At 38.7% G+C, this 21157-nt stretch carries 18 protein-coding genes and 1 tRNA gene; 10 read left to right on the top strand and 9 right to left on the bottom strand.

What is annotated here, in order from left to right:
• Positions 1-4: 4 nt before the first annotated feature.
• From hyfB to efp, 4 genes are all read right to left on the bottom strand, one after another.
• On the bottom strand, positions 5-2020 hold the full coding sequence (hyfB, locus tag ABN236_RS07470; RefSeq protein WP_349473695.1) for a hydrogenase 4 subunit B: 2016 nt from the start codon (positions 2018-2020) through the stop codon (positions 5-7).
• Between the two features lies 1 nt (position 2021).
• A complete protein-coding gene (locus ABN236_RS07465) occupies positions 2022-2642 on the bottom strand; it encodes a 4Fe-4S dicluster domain-containing protein (RefSeq protein WP_075673437.1) in 621 nt (206 codons plus the stop codon).
• Between the two features lie 321 nt (positions 2643-2963).
• Entirely contained in the window at positions 2964-3860 is an 897-nt protein-coding gene (locus tag ABN236_RS07460) for a pirin family protein (RefSeq protein WP_318621266.1), read from the bottom strand.
• Positions 3861-4570: 710 nt separating this feature from the next.
• Positions 4571-5137 (bottom strand): elongation factor P, encoded by a 567-nt coding sequence (efp, locus tag ABN236_RS07455; protein ID WP_088494539.1) that lies wholly within the window; start codon positions 5135-5137, stop codon positions 4571-4573.
• Positions 5138-5181: 44 nt separating this feature from the next.
• Here efp and epmB point away from each other — a divergent pair, with 44 nt between their 5' ends.
• A complete protein-coding gene (gene epmB / locus ABN236_RS07450) occupies positions 5182-6210 on the top strand; it encodes an EF-P beta-lysylation protein EpmB (protein WP_088494538.1) in 1029 nt (342 codons plus the stop codon).
• Between the two features lie 107 nt (positions 6211-6317).
• On the opposite strand, the gene ABN236_RS07445 is transcribed toward epmB, so the two are convergent.
• From ABN236_RS07445 to ABN236_RS07425, 5 genes are all read right to left on the bottom strand, one after another.
• Entirely contained in the window at positions 6318-6662 is a 345-nt protein-coding gene (locus tag ABN236_RS07445) for a DUF4156 domain-containing protein (RefSeq protein WP_023582946.1), read from the bottom strand.
• Between the two features lie 324 nt (positions 6663-6986).
• Entirely contained in the window at positions 6987-8618 is a 1632-nt protein-coding gene (locus ABN236_RS07440) for a Na+/H+ antiporter (protein WP_088494537.1), read from the bottom strand.
• 189 nt (positions 8619-8807) lie between these two features.
• Complete coding sequence (gene groL / locus ABN236_RS07435; RefSeq protein WP_088494536.1) at positions 8808-10454, bottom strand: chaperonin GroEL; 1647 nt, start codon at positions 10452-10454, stop codon at positions 8808-8810.
• Between the two features lie 52 nt (positions 10455-10506).
• Positions 10507-10800, bottom strand: coding sequence for a co-chaperone GroES (locus ABN236_RS07430; protein WP_036914050.1), 294 nt, complete (start codon positions 10798-10800; stop codon positions 10507-10509).
• Between the two features lie 169 nt (positions 10801-10969).
• Entirely contained in the window at positions 10970-11476 is a 507-nt protein-coding gene (locus ABN236_RS07425; protein WP_088494535.1) for an FxsA family protein, read from the bottom strand.
• 373 nt (positions 11477-11849) lie between these two features.
• On the opposite strand from ABN236_RS07425, the gene aspA reads away from it, so the two are divergent.
• From aspA to ABN236_RS07380, 9 genes are all read left to right on the top strand, one after another.
• On the top strand, positions 11850-13274 hold the full coding sequence (gene aspA, locus ABN236_RS07420) for an aspartate ammonia-lyase (RefSeq protein WP_088494534.1): 1425 nt from the start codon (positions 11850-11852) through the stop codon (positions 13272-13274).
• Between the two features lie 158 nt (positions 13275-13432).
• Positions 13433-14758, top strand: a complete 1326-nt coding sequence (locus tag ABN236_RS07415) for an anaerobic C4-dicarboxylate transporter (RefSeq protein WP_088494533.1) — start codon at positions 13433-13435, stop codon at positions 14756-14758.
• Positions 14759-14942: 184 nt separating this feature from the next.
• Complete coding sequence (gene dicD / locus ABN236_RS07410) at positions 14943-15515, top strand: division control transcriptional repressor DicD (RefSeq protein ID WP_349473693.1); 573 nt, start codon at positions 14943-14945, stop codon at positions 15513-15515.
• 296 nt (positions 15516-15811) lie between these two features.
• Positions 15812-15887, top strand: a tRNA-Phe gene (locus ABN236_RS07405).
• Between the two features lie 277 nt (positions 15888-16164).
• On the top strand, positions 16165-16500 hold the full coding sequence (locus tag ABN236_RS07400; RefSeq protein ID WP_349473692.1) for a type II toxin-antitoxin system PrlF family antitoxin: 336 nt from the start codon (positions 16165-16167) through the stop codon (positions 16498-16500).
• A 6-nt stretch (positions 16501-16506) separates the two neighbouring features.
• Positions 16507-16980, top strand: coding sequence for a type II toxin-antitoxin system YhaV family toxin (locus ABN236_RS07395; protein ID WP_349473691.1), 474 nt, complete (start codon positions 16507-16509; stop codon positions 16978-16980).
• 309 nt (positions 16981-17289) lie between these two features.
• Entirely contained in the window at positions 17290-17937 is a 648-nt protein-coding gene (locus tag ABN236_RS07390) for a CPBP family intramembrane glutamic endopeptidase (protein ID WP_349473690.1), read from the top strand.
• Positions 17938-18239: 302 nt separating this feature from the next.
• Positions 18240-18875: a ubiquinone biosynthesis protein UbiH gene (locus ABN236_RS07385; RefSeq protein ID WP_349473689.1), complete on the top strand. Its 636-nt coding sequence runs from the start codon at positions 18240-18242 to the stop codon at positions 18873-18875.
• A gap of 86 nt (positions 18876-18961) precedes the next feature.
• Entirely contained in the window at positions 18962-21157 is a 2196-nt protein-coding gene (locus ABN236_RS07380) for a hypothetical protein (RefSeq protein WP_349473688.1), read from the top strand.

Here is a 21157-nt window from a genome sequence, read left to right as displayed (position 1 = left end):
CTCCTTACGCTGCGATGACTAAAAGCAAGATGACCAGCGCTGCGACAACGTATAGACAATAGAGTCTGAAATCCCCACCTTGTAGGCATTGGATACGTTTTGCAAAGCGTTGGATACCACGAACCAGAGGATAAATAATGCGTTCATCCCAGAATGGTTCGACCTTTTCAGCACCGAGCTGTGTTTTATTAAAACCACGAGACAGCAATGGAGATGGATCAAGTTGTTTACGCATACGATAAAGTGGTGCAAACATGCTACGTAATGCTTGAGTAAAGCCACCTGCTGACACTGCCATGTCTTTTTCCCACACATAACCACACGCCCAAGGATTACCTTTGCGACGGAACGCTGGTTGATTGCCTTTCAGGCCGAGGTAAATCAGGAATGGGATAAGCGGTAGAGCAATTAATAAAACAAATGTTAATGCTGGAGAGAACATTGCTTGCGATGCAGCATCAGGAACAAGCATAGAGCCTTGAGCCACAGTTAATGCGCTGGTTTCGCTAAGAGACATTGCAATATTTGCAATAATTGGTGCGACAAAAGCAGCACCCACACCTAACACAACACAGAAAAGGGCTAATAAACCCATCGCAATCGTCATTGGTAATGGCACTTCTTTTGCTTTTGTTGCTTGCTCACTACGAGGGCCACCACAGAAGCTAACACCATAGACTTTAACGAAACACATTGCCGCTAATGCCCCTGTAATTGCCAACATAATAATGGCAATAGGACCACTTAAGCGCATCACAAAGTTACCTTCGTGACTCATCGTGAATAGAGATTGATAGGTATACCATTCGCTTACAAAACCGTTTAATGGTGGTAACGCGGAAATCGCCATACAACCAATTAAAAATGCTGTTGCAGTGTAAGGCATCAGTTTGGCTAACCCACCCATTTTATCCATATCACGAGTGTGAATTTGGTTAATAATGGCACCAGCACCTAGGAATAATAATCCTTTGAACACCGCATGGTTTAATAAGTGATATAGAGCACCTAACAGGCCAAGTGCAGCAATAACAGGATGGTCAGTTGCCATTCCTACCATACCTACACCAACACCCATTAAGATGATGCCGATATTTTCAACGGTATGCCATGCAAGTAAACGTTTTAAATCGTGCTCTGCTAATGCGTACATAACACCCAGTACAGAAGAAACTGCACCGAATGCGAGGACAACAATCCCCCACCACATTTCTGTTGCACCCAGTAAATCGATACCCACTTTGATTATCCCGAAGATACCAATTTTGACCATCACACCTGACATTAATGCCGATGCATGTGAAGGTGCTGCGGGGTGAGCTTTTGGTAACCAACTGTGTAATGGCAACATACCGGCTTTGGCACCAAAACCAAAAAAGCCCAGTAAGAACACCACAGAGGCCATTGCAGGAGAAAGAGAAAGTTGACGGAATGAATCAAAATCTAGGCTACCACTTTCACGCCACATCAAGAAGAAGGCAATCATGATTAACACGGAGCCTGCGTGAGCGATAAAGAAGTAAAGTAGACCTGCGTGAATAGATTCGTCATTTTGGTCAGCAATAACTAAGAACCAAGAAGCCAGTGACATCATTTCGAATAGGATAATAAAGTAGAACGCATTATCCATCACGACTAAGCCAACCATAGAAGCAATAAACAGATTCATAAAGAATCCCATGCTCCAAGCGCCACGTCCTTTATATTCTTGTACATAAGCAAGAGAATAAAGCGCACACACGCTGACCAGTAATGAAATGACGAACACCATAAAGGCGCCTAACATATCCATACGCACTACGAAGGCGGCAAAATCGAAAGGCCCTGCGGCAGTAAAAGTCGCGATTTCACCACCAAAAATAACCGGTAATGCACTTAAAATACCTAAGACACCACCAATGATTGCGCTGATCCCTGAAATAAGGATTGCCAACCCTTCCTGTTTTTTTAAAAACAGTGCAATAACGCCACCAACAACATACAGGATGACTGACCACAGCAGTAACTGAAGAGGTTCCATATTACTTCCGCTCCTGTGTCAAAGTAGATAAATCGTCAAGACTGGTAATTGGTTCCATCACTGAGCCTAAGCGACGCGTTTTCATCTGCTCTTCAAGTTTGTCTTCTTCAACTAAATGCAATGCATCTGTTGGACATACGTTGACACAAGCAGGGCCTTCATCTGAGAAAGCACATAAATCGCATTTCACTGCGATTGCGCGGACACCCACATTCCATGCAAGGAATGGGTTGGTTGTTGGAAGGCTTGCTGGTACATCAGCCAACATTTCTTCAGGCACAAAGTGTTCAAAAACAGCCGGTAAGTTAACGGGTTTACTGCCTGATGGTGTAATTGCACCAAAAGGACAAACCAGACCACACAACTTACAGCCAATACACAGGCTCTCATTAAGAAAGATCATATTATCTTCATGAGTGATGGCATTGACTGGGCACACGCGAGCACAAGGAGCATCCTCACAGTGCCGACAAAGCATCGGTGCTGTCTGATCCTCCACTTTTACCACTGTAAGACGCGGATGCGCCTGTAAACCCACAGCTTGGTGAACTTCTGAACAAGCTGCCATACAGGTATTACACCCTATGCATCGTTGTGGCTCTGCAATTACAAAGCGATTCATTCGCCACATCCTCCGAGAAAAACGTTTAACAGCATTACTGTCGTCAATTTTTCTTTAGATAAAGCATATTTCATGCCAAGAGAGGATTTAAATTATTTGCGATAAAAATCAATCAGATAGAAATAAAGAGAGGGACTAAGAATGACGTGTCGACAATAATGACGTTGACAGTAAGAGGTGTGTTCTAAACAACAATTTCGTCGTCACTATGATGAAGTATCAAAAATGGTGGAGTACAAAGAAAAAAATAGCTGAATTATATTTAGATAACTCAGCTAAGTTTAAACGCGTAATATTAAGACTTACCTTTATAACATAGGATTAAGGCATTAAAGGTGATACCAGCGGTGTTCTTTCATCATTAACCACTTTACCAAAACGCTCACTGCCCGCATTCCAATCGGTAATTGCTTGCTGAATTTCCTCTTTGCTACGACCAATAAAATTCCACCACATCAAAATTTTTTCATTTAAAGGTTCACCACCTAAAAAGAGAATTTGGGCATTATCACTAAGTTCAATCGTTAATGACTCTGGGTTTTGTATCCCAATATAAGCAAGTTCATTCGCAGCAAAGGTTTCCCCTTCTATTATCATTTCTCCCGTTAAGACAAAAAGCCCATACTCATATTTAGGATTTAATGATAAAAGAATACGAGTGGCATGTTTTGCCATAATATCCATGCCAACCATGGGTAATAAACATAATACGGGAGAGTTCTGATTTTGATAATCACCAATTAATAACGTGAAATCAGCACCGTCGGCTTGCCATTTGGGTAGGTCAGGATAGTGATCAAAACGCGGTGGCATATTTCTTTTATCGTTTGGTAACACTATCCATAATTGTGCCAGATGAACTTCTTTTTTATCACCATGGCTATCTTCTGAATGGCTAATACCATGCCCTGCTGTCATTAAATTAACTTGTTGAGGACGAATAACTTGCTGAAAACCGAGGCTATCACGATGTAATATTTCCCCATCTAACATCCAAGTAAAGGTTTGCAAGCCAATATGGGGATGTGGCGAAATGGCTAATTTATCGACAGAGTCATTAAAAACGGTGGGGCCTAAATGATCGAGAAAACACCACGGTCCAATTAAGCGTTGTTTTTTATCAGGTAAAGCACGATAAGTTTCAATCCCTCCAACATCACGGGTTTTAGAGGTAATACGTAATGGGGCATTTACTGCATCAGAGTGTTGATGTTCCATTGTTCACCTACTTTTGATTTATTGTTTTAAGTATTTTTTAGTGTAGCGAGCAAATGGCACTAGCTCAATCTTTGAAAAATAAATAAATTTTTTATTTATAATAAATAATTTTTAAATAGGATATTTAAAAAAATAGGTATAGAAACGTTATTTTTGGACACGTTAAAATATTTTAAAATAAAGAAATGAACAACCAATAGAAAGGATTAAATAGATAATAAAGTGTTTCTAAAAAAAACAAAAGAGATATATCAAAGTAAATGTCTATATTGAAAGGGTTTCCCTAGTACAACTAAAATATAAAATAAAGATCAATAATATTACAGGATTAATGTTTTTATCTATACTCTTCAATATCTCTTAAAGGAAAGTCAAAATAACTTAAATAAATATTGCTGTGGATTATCTTTACCAAAACAACCTACACATTCATTCTAAGAAAATGGTTATTTTTTACCAATTCCAATATTGAATACGGCATTCTATTTTGGCATTAGATATAATGAAGGGATAAATAAATCAGAAACAAAATAATAACACAAAAAATTAAATAATGCAGTAATACAAATCACTCAAATTTTTAGAAAGAAAATACTGCCTATTAATCAATATTTATAAATTAAAATAAAAAAATACCGCAGATATTTAACATTATCTGCGGTAATTATTTATTGTGCTTAACGTTGCACTCAGTAAAATAATCTACGCGATTATTTTACGCGCGATACGTATTCACCTGAACGAGTATCAACTTTGATAACTTCACCGATTTGTACAAACAGTGGAACTTTAACAACCGCACCAGTGCTTAATGTTGCTGGTTTACCACCTGTACCTGCGGTGTCACCTTTCAGGCCTGGATCAGTATCAACGATTTCTAATTCAACAAAGTTTGGTGGAACAACAGCGATAGGACGACCATCCCACAATGTTACGATACACTCAGCTTGGTCGATCAGCCATTTAGCGTTTTCGCCAACAGCTTTCTCATCTGCTGCTAATTGTTCGAAGGTTTCATTGTTCATGAAATGCCAGAACTCACCGTCGTTGTACAGGTAAGTTAAGTTGATATCCATGACATCAGCACCATCTGCTGAATCAGTAGATTTAAATGTTTTTTCCAGTAATTTGTTAGAAATCAGTTTACGCAGACGCACACGAGCAAATGCCTGACCTTTACCTGGTTTAACAAATTCACATTCAGTAATGACGGCTGGCTCGCCATCTAACATGATTTTAAGACCTGAACGAAAATCGTTGGTATTATAAGAAGCCATGAATATCCTCTAACTTTTTTAATTTAAAATGGCATAGCCAAAAAATGGCACACATTGTAACTCATAATCACCCCACCAGAGAAGTCTGGTTAACACAACTCGCGCAGGCAATCAGTGATCCTGTTGAATTACTCCAACTTTTAGCGTTGGAACATCACGCTGATCTCCAAAAAGGGGCTCAGGCGCGACGGCTTTTTCCGCTACGGGTTCCCCGTGAATTCGTTGCACGCATGAAAAAAGGCGATCCTAACGATCCATTACTTTTACAAGTATTAACTGCAAATGCTGAATTTACCATAACACCGGGATTTTCTACGGATCCGTTAGATGAGCAACAAAATGCGGTGCCGGGTTTATTACATAAATATCAGAATCGTGCATTGCTTCTGGTCAAAGGTGGTTGCGCTGTCAATTGTCGCTACTGTTTTCGTCGTCATTTTCCTTACGAAGATAACAAAGGAAATAAAGCGAATTGGCAAAAAGCAATTGAGTATATCAAAAATAACCCAAAACTCGATGAAATCATCTTCTCTGGGGGAGATCCCCTTATGGCGAAAGATGATGAGCTTGATTGGTTGATTACACAATTAGAGGCTATTCCTCATCTTAAGCGCTTACGTATCCATTCTCGTTTACCTGTGGTCATTCCAGCACGTGTCACTGATGCGCTATGTCAGCGCTTACAACAATCACGTTTGCAAAATATCATGGTACTGCATACCAATCACGCCAATGAGATTGATGATGCATTAAGAGAAGCCTGTGCAAAACTAAAAAATGCCAATGTCACTTTATTGAATCAAGGTGTGTTATTACGAGGTGTCAATGACAGTGCTGAAGTCCTTGCGGATTTAAGTCGTGCACTATTCGATGCCGGTGTTATGCCGTATTACTTACACGTTTTAGATAAAGTACAAGGTGCTGCTCACTTTATGGTGCCAGACAGTGAAGCGAGAGAAATTATGAAAGCACTGATGAGCTTAGTTTCAGGTTATATGGTTCCCAAACTCACGCGTGAAATCGGTGGTGAACCGAGTAAAACATTGTTAGATCTTGGGTTACGCCAGCAATAATCAATACCACAAAAACAAAAAAGCTGTAGTTCAGTTCAAATAGATGAAGTGACTACAGCTTTTTTATCTATTAGCAGACTAATAAATAGTGAATAAATTAAATGCCCTTATTGGCATTTATAAACTTGTCCACTCATTTTGCTATCTAATGGTGCAAAGCTATCAACAAAGCTACCTGCGCCAGTACCAACGTTAAAAATAACGTTACCACCCATTGCGGCTGCTTTGTTACGTAGATCGTTAGCAGCACCTCGCAGTGATTGGCTTTCAGTACGGGAACCTGATAACCAGTTATTCTGAACACCTGTCACTGTTCCTAATAATTGGCATTCACTGCCTGGTTGCGTATCAGTGATTTGTACCTGTGAGCCCGCAGTGCTTAATGTGTTTGTTGCAGAACAGCCTGCTAGTAACAACGCTGCAGCAGCTCCCAATAACAATTTAATTCGCATGATCCCCTCATTTATTTGAGTGTCCGTTTAGTCACGACAACAATATACCTTGTCATCCCTATTATGCGCAAAAATAAATCATCATTGCTATCTCACATTAGCCAATAGCCTTAAGATATTATTTTCGCTTTAAACTTATTTTAACGTACAAATTCAGCTTTGAGATAGACAAAGCAATAATGCCTCTATTCTACACCGCTTTTATGCTTTTAAAACGATCTGGCTTATTTTCGGTCTATACAGTGCGAGAATGAACACACAATTAGTTCATTTTTTAAAAATCTTCAGACAGCAAACCGCTATCTGAAGATAATATTATCCAAATTAACTCAAATGATGATTCAGTGCTTCTTCTTTTAAATCCAACTCATGTCGTAAACGATGGTAAATATGTTCACTAATATGACGAGATTTGCGTAATTGTTGCAATGCATCTCGCTCAACTTTTAAAGCACTACGCGATAATTTACGTTCCATACTAAACAAGCGTTTAAGATCAAGTGCTCCTTCTTGCACACTGTCTTCACTATCAAGACGACGGCTGTAGATTTCTAATAAATGAGAACCCGCTTCTATACGCAATGACATTTCATCGAGATCTTCACAAGGTTGATTCATCAATTCATTAATATGAGCAATCGCCGCTTCGTTTAATGCTAAACGAGTGCGTATTTCATCATCTTCATACGGTAAATCTTCTGATAGCCCTTTGGTTAAAATCGGCAACGCGATAGTTGCAATTAATAATGAACAGAGAATAACGCCCATGGCAATAAAGATAGCGAGATCACGGGTTGGGAAAGGTGAACCATCTGTCATTAATAAAGGAAGGGTTAAGATACCTGCTAGTGTAATTGCGCCTCGTACTCCTGCGGTTGCCATAATGGCCATTAAGCGCAGATCATGGCGAGATAAACGCTTATCAGGAGAGCGAAACACGGTCAGCGACATAGAGATCCACACCCATGTAAAACGTAATACGGCAAGCCCTATCGTAATAATGATGATATAACCTACCACCGCCCACGGATTAGTCGCGCCTGCTGATTGCGTCACTTCAGGTAACACTTTCCACATTGCAGGAAGTTGTTCACCTAATAAAATAAAGATCATCCCATTAAGTGCAACTTGAACAGTATCCCAAACCGCTTTACTTTGCATACGTGTAGCGGCTTGCATACGACCCACGATTTTTTCGTAGTGCATTGCAATACCAGCAACAACTGCGGCTAAGATCCCCGATACATGGAAATGCTCTGCCAATAAATAAGCAATAAATGGCATCAACAAGCTTATCAAGATTTGGATAGCCGGATCTTCACCAGTACGTTTAACCAAAAACTGATTTAATCGACCAATAACGCCCGCCACAATTAATCCAATTGCAGCACCACCTAAAGCCACAACTAAAAATTGTCCTGTCGCTGAAGCAATAGAAAAAGATCCCGTTAATGCAGCTGCAACAGCAAAGCTAAAGCAGACTAAACCTGTCGCGTCATTAAGCAATGATTCGCCTTCTAAAATATGCGTCATACGCGAAGGAAGTGGCGAATTTACGGTCATAGCCGAAACTGAAACAGGATCGGTTGGTGACAAAATTGCCGCTAATGCAAAAGCAATCGCAAGTGAAATTGAAGGAATAAGCCAGTGAATAAAAAAGCCCATACCAATCACTGTCACTACGACTAAACCAATTGCCAGCGACATAATCGGTTTAATTTCTTGGAATAACGCCTCTTTGGGAATACGCCAACCATCTAAAAAGAGCAATGGAGGAATAAACAGGAATAAGAAAAGATGCGGATCGAAATCAACTTCAAAGCCAAAGATAGATAAACAAGCTCCGACAGCAATCTGGATCAAGGGCAAAGGAATTTTTTCTGACAGTAATCGAGAGATAAATACACTCACAATCACGGCAAAAAGAAAAATAAGCACGATGGCGACGACAGACATGGTGAACACCCCAATTTATTTAATTATTTTTTAAGCGATGCAGTAAAAACGATCTGTTGTCTAGTTGTAAAGAAATAAGTTGTTTCTAATTATATAAAAAATAAATTATTAGAGACTTCTGAAGTAAAAATGCATAAAAAAACCCGAGCCTAAGCTCGGGTTTTTTGTGTAAAACAGTTAGCTGATGAATTACATCATGCCGCCCATTCCACCCATGCCGCCCATACCACCAGCGCCACCTAAATCCATTTTGTCGTCTTTAGGTGAATCTGTGATCATCGCTTCTGTTGTGATCATCAGACCTGCGATAGATGCAGCAAATTGCAGTGCAGAACGAGTAACTTTAGTTGGATCTAAGATACCCATATCAATCATATCGCCGTAAACATCTGTTGCAGCGTTATAACCGTAGTTACCTTCACCTGCTTTCACGTTGTTTACAACAACAGATGGCTCTTCACCTGCGTTAGCAACGATTTGACGCATTGGGGATTCCATTGCACGTAATGCAACGCGGATACCTACTGTTTGTTCTTCGTTATCACCAACCATCTCACGCAGAGCGTTCGCAACACGAACCAGAGCAGTACCACCACCAGCAACAACGCCTTCTTCAACTGCTGCGCGAGTTGCGTGCAGAGCATCGTCAACACGAGCACGTTTTTCTTTCATTTCAACTTCAGTTGCTGCACCGACTTTAATTACTGCAACACCGCCAGCTAATTTAGCAACGCGTTCTTGTAATTTTTCACGGTCATAATCTGAAGTTGCATCTTCGATTTGTTGACGGATTTGAGATACACGACCGCTAATTGCGTCTTGATCACCTAAACCATCAATAATCGTTGTTGTATCTTTGTTGATAACAACGCGTTTTGCTTGACCTAAGTCTTCTAATGTCGCTTTTTCTAACTCCATGCCGATTTCTTCAGAAATCACAGCACCGTTAGTTAATGTTGCAATATCTTGCAGCATTGCTTTACGACGATCACCAAAGCCAGGTGCTTTAACAGCAGCAACTTTAACGATACCACGCATGTTGTTCACAACTAATGTTGCCAGTGCTTCACCTTCAACATCTTCTGCAATGATAAGCAGAGGTTTGTTAGCTTTAGCAACGCCTTCTAATACAGGCAGTAATTCACGGATGTTAGAAACTTTTTTGTCAACTAACAGAATGAATGGGTTTTCTAATTCTGCTGTGCCCGTTTCAGGTTTGTTGATGAAGTAAGGAGACAGATAACCGCGGTCAAACTGCATACCTTCAACAACGTCTAGCTCATCTTCTAAGCCAGTACCTTCTTCAACGGTGATAACACCTTCTTTACCAACTTTATCCATCGCTTGCGCGATCAAAGTACCGACGGTTTCATCAGAGTTAGCAGAAATTGTACCAACCTGAGCAATCGCTTTAGTATCTGAACATGGAACAGACAGTTTTTTCAGTTCTTCGACTGCTGCAACAACGGCTTTATCGATACCGCGTTTCAGATCCATTGGGTTCATGCCAGCAGCAACTGCTTTTAAGCCTTCGGCAATGATTGATTGTGCTAATACTGTTGCAGTTGTAGTACCGTCACCTGCCGCATCATTGGCTTTAGAAGCAACTTCTTTCACCATCTGTGCACCCATGTTCTCGAATTTATCTTCGAGTTCAATTTCACGTGCAACAGATACACCATCTTTAGTAATAACAGGTGCGCCGAAAGATTTATCTAAAACAACGTTACGACCTTTAGGGCCTAAAGTTACTTTAACTGCATCTGCAAGAACATTAACACCACGTAACATTTTATTACGAGCATCTACACCGAATTTGACGTCTTTAGCTGCCATCGTATATTTCCTTTGAATTCGTTCAGTTTAAGAAGATCTTAAAAGAGAAAAATTATTCTTCTACAATTGCTAAAATGTCGCTTTCAGACATGATAAGCACGTCTTCGTTATCAATTTTTTCTGTTTTAACGCCATAACCGTCGTTAAAAATTACGATATCGCCAACTTTAACATCCAGCGGTTTAACGTCGCCGTTTTCCATAATACGGCCTTGACCTACGGCTAAAATTTCGCCACGAGTAGATTTACCCGCCGCTGTGCCAGTCAGTACGATACCGCCTGCTGATTTAGCTTCGACTTCTTTACGTTTAACAATAACACGGTCATGTAATGGACGAATCTTCATTAATAGTGCTCCTATAAAAAAGTCCATATCAGGATTAAGGTTGATACCAGTGCCCAAGATGAACCAGTACCATGACGATACAGGTGGGGGCATCCGGTAAAACTTCAAGGGGAGAAGTGTGATTTTTTTTCAAATTTTCCCCATTTCAGTTGATTATGCTTTGGGCTAATTATTTTTTGTCAGAAAAATGGTCGTTATCCTGATCTTCAGCCTTATTATTCAGCTGGTTACTCGGTGAATCCTCTTTACGCTGAAACTCGCCTTCGAATGTTGTTCCATTCTGATTAGAAGAAAATCCACTTTGACCATGACCTGCTGAATAAATTTGAATTCGAGAGATCAATTTCGTCACTAATAGCGCTTGCAATGGTGGTAATAACAACAGCAAGCCCAAGAAATCCGTAAAGAAGCCGGGGATCAACAATAAAATACCCGCCAATATTAACGAAACGCTTTTCACCATTTCTGCTGCGGGGACTTCACCTACTGCAAGTTTTTGTTGCATTGAAGCAATATTTTTTACGCCCTGATTTTTTACCAGTGAGACACCAACACAAGAAGTCAGCACCACAAGGAATAGTGTTGTAAGAACGCCAATAGAAGATGCCACATTGACGAAAATAACAGCTTCTATATAGATAAGAAGGCAGATAATAATTAATGGGAGCCAACGCACTTGGTTCTCCTTTTTATAAAAAAGATTCATATTATTAATAGAAAGGAGTGTGAACTACATCTAAGGTGATGGTTTACAAACTCGCTTTTTCTTAGTTTATCTACATAATAATGGGGAGCCTAACACTCCTTTTCAAGGGGCGTTAAAAAGAGAAGTAGAACTGTAAAATCCATGAGATAGATCACAAAAAGAAAATATTTAAACGTTATTTACTTATAAAGTGATCCAGCTTAAAGGTATTTGTTCACAACCCGAATATGATCGTGTCAGTACCAAGCAAAACGGTAAGTTATATTACATTATTAACCGTTAACGATATATTTTATTAACAAGCGCATAACTAGACAGTTAAAATTTTAATAAGAAGGTTCTCATGTCAAATAAAACTCGTATCGAAGAAGACCTGTTAGGTAAAAGAGAAGTTCCTGCTGATGCTTATTACGGCGTCCACACTTTACGTGCTATTGAAAACTTCTACATCAGTGATCGTACCATCAATGATGTTCCAGAATTCATCCGCGGTATGGTAATGGTGAAAAAAGCTGCTGCATTAGCAAACAAAGAACTTCACACTATTCCTCGCGAAATCGCTGATACGATTATCAAAGCCTGTGACGTAGTATTAGAAACAGGTAAACACATGGATCAATTCCCAGTTGATGTATTCCAAGGCGGTGCCGGTACTTCATTAAATATGAATACCAATGAAGTTATCGCAAACATCGGTCTGGAATTAATGGGCCACCAAAAAGGTGAATACCAATACCTGAACCCGAATGACCACGTCAATAAGAGCCAATCAACAAACGACGCTTATCCTTGTGGCTTCCGTGTAGCGGTTTATAACTCTGTTATCAAATTAACTGAATCTATCGAACTGCTGAAAGCAGGTTTTGATAGAAAAGCGGTTGAGTTCAAAGACATCCTGAAAATGGGTCGTACTCAATTACAAGATGCTGTACCAATGACTTTAGGTCAAGAATTCCACGCTTTCTCCGTACTGATGAAAGAAGAAATCAAAAACCTGAAACGCACTGCTGAGTTATTGTTAGAAATGAACTTAGGTGCAACAGCTATCGGTACTGGTCTGAATACAGCGCCTGGTTACCAAGAACTGTCTGTTAAAAAATTAGCAGAAGTTACTGGTTTAGCATGTGTTCCAGCAGAAGACTTAATTGAAGCAACTTCTGACTGTGGTGCTTATGTGATGGTTCACGGCGCATTAAAACGCTTAGCTGTGAAAATGTCTAAAATCTGTAATGACTTACGTTTACTGTCCTCTGGTCCTCGTGCAGGTCTGAAAGAAATCAATCTTCCAGAACTACAAGCAGGCTCTTCAATCATGCCAGCTAAAGTAAACCCAGTAATTCCAGAAGTTGTTAACCAAGCTTGCTTTAAAGTTATCGGTAATGACACTTGTGTGACTATGGCTGCTGAAGCAGGTCAATTACAATTAAACGTAATGGAACCAGCAATCGGTCAAGCAATGTTCGAATCAATCTCTCTATTAAGCAACGCTTGCCGTAACTTAGTAGAAAAATGTGTTGATGGTATCACTGCGAATAAAGAAATCTGTGAACACTTCGTATTCAACTCAATCGGTATCGTTACTTATCTGAACCCATTCATCGGTCACCATAACGGCGACATCGTTGGTAAGATTTGTGCTGAAACAGGTAAGAGTGTACGTGAAGTTGTTCTAGAACGCGGTTTATTAACCGAAGAACAACTGGATGATATCTTCTCTGTTGAGAACTTAAAAAACCCGGCTTACAAAGCAAAACGCTTCGATGATTAATAATTGTGTTTTATAACATGACACTGTTAAACATAAGAATGAGCTCTTAAAAACACAAGGCACGGACTCTTTAAGAGACGTGCCTTTTTACTTGATTGTAAAAACAAAAATTTAACTTATCTTTCTCATTTTTTTAATTATCTCAAGGAGTAAACGCTATGTTAGCCGTAGAATTGATTATCGTTCTGCTGGCCATTTTCCTCGGTGCGAGACTTGGGGGAATTGGTATCGGGTTTGCCGGTGGTTTAGGGGTTTTAGTTTTAGCTGCTATCGGTGTTAAACCTGGTTCAATCCCTTTTGATGTTATCTCCATCATTATGGCTGTTATTGCCGCAATCTCTGCAATGCAGGTTGCTGGTGGTTTGGATTACCTTGTTGGCCAAACTGAAAAACTGTTAAGACGTAATCCAAAATACATCACAATTCTTGCGCCAATTGTGACTTATTTCTTAACTCTATTTGCAGGTACAGGGAACATCTCTTTAGCAACACTGCCAGTTATCGCTGAAGTTGCAAAAGAACAAGGCATCAAACCTTGCCGTCCTTTATCAACTGGTGTTGTTGCAGCTCAAATCGGTATTACTGCATCTCCAATCTCTGCTGCTGTTGTTTACATGGCATCTGTCATGGAAAACCCAGCAATGGTTGGTGAAGGTAATACAGTAAGCTACATCACTCTGCTGTCTATCTTATTACCAGCGACTTTCCTTGCAATCATCCTGATGTCATTCATCGTGTCTTGGGTATTTAACTCAAAACTGTCTGATGATGCTGTCTATCGTGAGCGTTTAGAACAAGGTCTGGTTGAATTACGTGGTAGCCAAGCGCGTAGAGAAACATTACCGGGTGCTAAATCATCTGTAATGCTGTTCTTATTGGGTGTTATCTGTGTTGTTACTTATGCAATCATCAATAGCCCAAGCTTAGGTATCGTGAAAGAACCGTTAATGAACACCACTAACGCTATTCTTATCATCATGCTGAGTGTTGCAACTCTTATCACTGTTTTCTGTAAAGTTAAAACTGACACCATCCTCAACTCAAGTACCTTTAAAGCAGGTATGAGTGCATGTATTTGTATTCTGGGTGTTGCATGGTTAGGTGATACTTTCGTTTCAAGCAACATCGATTGGATCAAACTGACTGCGGGTGACTTAATCACTGGCCATCCTTGGTTATTAGCGGTTATCTTCTTCTTCTGTTCTGCTCTGTTATATTCTCAAGCAGCAACAGCGAAAGCGTTAATGCCAATGGCTTTAGCATTAGGTGTATCTCCATTAACTGCAATTGCATCTTTCTCTGCGGTTTCTGGTCTATTCATTCTGCCAACTTACCCAACACTGGTTGCGGCAGTTCAAATGGATGACACAGGTACAACTCGTATCGGTAAATTAGTCTTCAACCACCCATTCTTTATCCCAGGTACTATTGGTGTGGTATTAGCTGTCGGATTTGGTTTCCTCTTCGGCGGTATGATCCTGTAGTTTGAAGTAAAAAATTAAAACATTGCAAAAAAGCGCCTAGCGCTTACAAGAAATAAAAAAACAAGAAAATACCCTGTCGCAAGATGGGGTATTTTCATTTTAGCCTGTCGTTCCTTGCTTTCATTTTTAGCTAAAGTCTGCTAATTATGATGTTCTCGCGACAACGTGATTTAAGGAGATTTCCGTGCAACGTGAAGCGTTATTAGACCACGTACTTATCCAGTTAGAGCAATACGGCTTAGCTGCAACCTTACCTGAGCTTATTCGAGATTCTGGTATCAATGAATCTGATCTTCACCCTTTCTGGCCAGATAGAGACGCCTTGATTTTTGATTGTCTTCGCCACCATGGACAGCAAATTGATATTTGGCAACGCCAAGTCATGCTAGATGAAGAACTGACTATCGAACAAAAATTACTGGCTCGTTATGATCAACTGGCGATACGTTTAGAGAAAAATCGTTTTCCCGGTTGTCTATTCGTAGCGGCTTGTAGCGCATATCCTGATGAGCACTCTCAAATTCACCAATTAAGCCAACGTCAAAAGCAAAGCTCATTTGATTACTCTAGAACGCTACTACGCGAGCTTGATATCGAAGATAGTGAATTAGTTGCCAAACAGATGGAACTCATCTTAGAAGGCTGTTTAAGCCGTTTAATGGTGAATCATCACGCTGATGATATTATTACAGCAAAATTATTGGCAGAAGATATTCTCAAGATTGCTCAATGCCGTAAAAATGGTGCACTAAGTTAGTTTTCAGTGTTGGAAAACGAAAGAAATGAGTTATTTTTTCGCTTGTACTCAATTTCTCTCTGTTGAGTAGTGAAAAATAAATTAAATCATCAAAAAAAGAGAAAATTTTCTCTTTGATATGCAAAAAAGTGAATATCTTTACTGATTGTTATTTAAGCATTTTTTACTAAAAAATAGCTTATGATGAAAAATTAAACTCGAATAGAATAAAAAGAAAGCAAACAAACTTATTTTTGCATTTTTTATTAAAAAGACGTTGACGCATCACGCTGAATACGGTTTAATGCGCCTCGTTAGCCCGAATAGCTCAGTCGGTAGAGCAGGGGATTGAAAATCCCCGTGTCCTTGGTTCGATTCCGAGTTCGGGCACCATCTTTAGAAAAACCAGCCTTAGGGCTGGTTTTTTGCTTTTTAGCGGTTTGAAAATCATTCTCTCAAGATCCTAGCTATTTTCTTTTCTTATATATTTAACAACACTGACGTAACCTCACATCAATTCATACATTAAAGACATAGCCGTATTCATAGATTTTCAATTAATTTTAGAGCAAAAAAACAATGCAATTAAATTGCAATGCATTTGCATTGTTTTCTTCTATTATCTATAATCAGTTCATAAAACATACACCGTAAGTAAAAGGAGCAAATCATGCCAACCCACGTTTGCACTGACAACATCGCTCTTGAAGCTGATTCAAAAATAACAGAACGTCATCAAACCACAATTCCCGCGTCAATTAGAGAAGCTCTACATCTTAGTGGTGGAGATCGTATTCACTACAAATTACTGAGCACTGGTGATGTACTTATCTCACGTCACAGCGATGGATCAAAAGATCCTGTTATGGCATCGTTTCTTAATTTTCTCGCTCAAGATATAACTAATCATCCTCAAACCATTCAACCTCTCGATATATCTCGCGGTTTTGAATTAGTTGAAGGTATGGATATCAACCTTGACGATGACATCACCGATAACGAATAAAATAATATGGATTTCCCTACAGATTTGAATGGATGGACAATCTATGCACATCCTTGCTTTAAACAACAATATGATGAATTACTACAAAAAGTTGAAACACTGAAAAAAAAATATCCCGAAGATTATCAGAAAAAAGCAGATACAAAAATTTTTGCTCATGTATTGAAATCTATAGTAAACATCACAAATGATCCACGGGCACCAGAGTTTAGGTTGGGTAATACTTTAGGAGAAGAAAATAAAAATTGGTCACGAATTAAATTAGTAAATGGAAGATATCGTTTATTTTTTAGATTCAGTTTTAAGGAAAAGATCATCATTCTGGCATGGATAAATGATAATGATACTTTGCGAACTTATGGCAATAAAACTGATGCTTACCGAGTCTTTGAGAAAAAACTAAAGAAAGGTCACCCGCCTAAAGATTGGAATGATTTATTTAGTGACTGTATAAATGAAGCTGACTGTCAGGATCATTAATTTTCTATCTCTTATCACTTTTTAAGGTGATAAGTTTTTGTTTACAAAAAAAGATAATTCTTATTAAGTCAATAATCGATTGAATATTTACCTATAATTTTTAGAAATACAATAAATCTCTTAGTGAAGAACGTTATCATTTTTTGAAAATGAAAAATAGAATATACAAACTATTTTATAATTATTGATTTTCATCTTAATTATTAAAGTAGAGTAATCTCGTTTTCATTAGATATAATTAATATCTAAACTCTGTTTTCTATAATATCGCTCTAAACGGTATGATTTATCACCCAAGGATCAACAAAAATGGAATTTCCCAAAGACCGAATTTATCACTCCTTTATCTGCGTACTTGCCTTTATAGGTTATTTTTTCTCCTCTTTTAGTCTATTACTGACGCCAGCGCCTGCAGCACTGTTTCAATCGCCTTATATCATCTCATTAATCAGTTTTTTTATTTATCTCCCCTACTGTCTAATTATTTGGTTTGCCTATCAAAAGCATATTAATTTAATGCCGTTAGGTCGCCTTCAATGGAGTACACTAAAAGCCCCCTTTTTAGCCTTAGTGGGATTATATTTTATTAGTCTATTTTTAGGCTCTGAAGATGATTCATGGGTTACAGAAATCGAATCTATTACAGGTTTTGCCTTCTTCTTATTTGCACTCTCAGTTATCTTTATTGCTCCAATTACTGAAGAAATCATTTTTAGAGGTTTTCTACTAAATGCAGGTATGTGGTATGGCAATATTGGCAAATGGGTAGCCATTATTATCTCATCACTTCTATTTGCAGTGATGCACACTCAATATGAGTCAATCACTACATTTATCCTTATTTTTATTGTGGGTGTTGTGTTTTGCCAAATCAGGATAGGAACTCGTTCATTAATCGCACCAATAGTGTTACATGGGATACACAATACAATCAGTATCGTTTTTTTAATGTTATAGAGTTTTTATTTAATAAATTTCTATTTTTTATAACAAAATACTTATTCACTTAAAAAGAAATGATATTTAATAGATGAAAATGTTTTTATTATTTTTTAGAGAATGATCTGATTCTATACGCAATAATACCGAATATTATTTATAATTATCTCAATAAGTTATATTAAATTCTATAAAAGATAAAATCGAAAAATAAATAGAGAATGTGATTATAACTACATGCTTTTTCAACGTTTTGAAGTATGATAAGAGATATTAATATGACAATAACATTGCCATTTTCTTAAATTAAGAGAACCTTTATGAATTTGTTTTTCCAAAATAGCCTAGCGTTTCCCAGCATTATTTTTAGTGCATTACTTATTATTATCTCTTTTTATTGGCTCTGCGCTGCTTTTGGATTATTAGATATTGATTTATTTAATATTGATAGTGAATTGGATATCAATGTTGATGCAACAGGGCTTGCTGGTTGGTTAACTAAATTAGGATTAGCCGGTATTCCTGTCACCATTATTTTAACTTTCTTCACCCTTTTTGGCTGGTTTATCAGTTACTTTACTAATTATTGGATTATTAGTGCTATTGAAACGAATTTTATTCGTTATTTAACAGGCTTTGTTACCTTTATCATTACCTCTTTTATTGCACTTAATCTTACGGCGGTATGTTTAAAACCGATCCGTAAAAAACTGATGTCACGTAATAAGCCTAAATCAGTACACCAATTGGTAGGTAAATTAGCGTTAGTACGGTCAATCAATGTAACAGAAAACAAAGGTGAAGCTGTTTTAGAAGATGGGGGCGCGGGTTTAATTTTACAAATTAGAGCGCCTGAAACAGAAAATATTAAACGAGGGGATAGCGTAGTTATTATTAGTTATGACGCGCCCACTCACAGTTATCAAGTCGTAACGGAAGATGAATTTCATCGCTAATATCCACATTGATGAAAGACAATTTAGTTAACAGACAAACACTATTAAAAAATGACGGTATCGTCTGAACCTATGGAGAAAAAAGTATGGATTTGGCTTTCGTTATGCCTTTCTTAACTGTCGTTGGTTTCACAATCCTAATTATTTTAGGGCTATTTGGATTATTTAAGGCTTTCTATATTAAGGTGCCTCAAGGTACAGCCTTAATTGTCAACGATATGACCTCACAACCTAAAGTCCATTTTACGGGTGCATTGGTTTATCCGGTTATCTACAAAAAAGAGTTTATGCGTATTTCTCTTTTAACATTAGAAGTAGACCGTCGTGGTAAAGATGGCCTGATTTGTCAGGATAACTTACGTGCAGATATCACGGTTGCTTTCTATCTACGTGTTAATGAAACCACTGAAGACGTACTAAAAGTCGCGAAAGCCATTGGTGTTGATAGAGCCTCCGATCATCAAGCAGTCAGTACGCTTTTTAGTGCAAAATTTTCTGAAGCATTAAAAACCGTAGGTAAACAACTTGAACTGTCTAAGCTTTTTGAAGATAGACAAAATTTCCGTGATCGCATTGTTGATGTCATCGGTAAAGATCTAAACGGCTATGCATTAGAAGACGTTGCTATCGACTATTTAGAACAAACCCCGAAATCAGCGCTTGATCCTAATAATATTTTTGACTCTGAAGGTATCCGTAAAATCACGGAAATTACCGCCATTCATAATATTGAAACCAACCAAAAAGAGCGCGATCAAGAGCTCGCTATTCAAAAGAAAAATGTTGAAACTCGCGAAGCCAGCCTGGCTTTAGAGCGCCAACAAGCCGATGCAGAAGCACGTCAAAAACGAGAAATCGATAATATTCGCGCTCGTGAAACGTCAGAAACACTGCGCGTTCAAGAAGAAGAGCGTCTTAAAGCAGAACAGGCTCGTATTCAGACTCAACAAGAAATTGAGATCCGTGAAGAAAACCGTATGCGCGAAGTGGAAGTAGCACAACAAAATCGTACCCGCGCCGTCACTATTGAACAAGAGCGTGTAAATCGTGCACGTGAGTTAGAAATTGTGGCTCGTGAACGTGAAGTTGAGTTGCAACGTATTGAGAAAGAAAAAGCGTTAGAAGAAGAACGTAAAAACATCTCAAATGTTATCCGTGAACGTGTTGCCGTAGAAAAAACCGTAGCTCAAGAAGAAGAACGCATTAAAGAAGTACGTGAAGTTTCAGAAGCTGAACGTATGCGCCAAGTCACTGTGATTAATGCACAAGCGGAAGCGGAAGAATCTTTAGTTCGCCAAGTGAAAAGAGCTGAAGCCGATGAATCTAGTGCTAAACATAAAGCTGAAGAAATCAGCACTATGGCGAAAGCGGAATTAGAAGCCTCAGTAAAACAAGCCGAAGCGAAAAAACGTTTAGCTGAAGGTATTGAAGCAGAGCATGCAGCATTAGGTCTTGCTGAAGCTCGTGTACGTCAAGCAACAGCAGAAGCTGAAGAGAAAGAAGGCTTAGTGCTTGCTACTGTTACCGCTGAAAAACTATTAGCGGAAGCACGAGGCATGAAAGAAAAAGGCTTAACTGAAGCACAAGTGATGGAAGCTAAAGCACAGGCCCAACAACAGCAAGGCCTTGCAGAAGCGAAAATCTTGGAAGAAAAATTAGCGGCTCAAGCACGTGGTGAAGAACAACAAGCCAATGCAAAAGAGAAATTAGGTCTTGCTGATGCGAAAATTCTTGAAGAAAAACTCGCTGCTCAAGCACGTGGTGAAGGTCAATTAGGTTCAGCACAAGCCGAAGTTATTCGCCAACGCTTGAAAGCAGAAGCCGATGGTTTAACGGATAAATTTAAATCGATGGATCACCTCAGCGATACGGCACGTTCACACGAAGAGTTCCGTATGCGTCTTGAAAAACAATTTGAACAAGCAATGGCGTCTATTGAAGCCAATAAAGAAATTGCACGCGAACAAGCTGATGTATTGGCAGCCGCTTTAAGCAAAACCAATATTGAAATTGTGGGTGGTGATGGCAACTTCTTTAATACCTTCTCTAAAGCATTAAGCTTAGGTAAAGCTGTTGATGGCTTTATGGATAAAAGCAGTTTTGCCAAAGAGAACGTTGAAAAGCTGATTAACCGTACTCAACAAGATAAAAAACTCGATATCGCTTCTTTATTAAAAAATCCTGAAGTTCAAGATTTAATTAATGGATTTATGGCAACAAAAGGCGCCAGTCAGCTAGTTAAAGATGTGACAACTAAATCAGACTCCTCTAAAGAAGAATAA

Source organism: Proteus sp. fly-1013 (assembly GCF_040140245.1).
GTDB lineage: Bacteria > Pseudomonadota > Gammaproteobacteria > Enterobacterales > Enterobacteriaceae > Proteus > Proteus mirabilis_B.
This window is presented reverse-complemented; position numbering and strand designations above follow the sequence as displayed.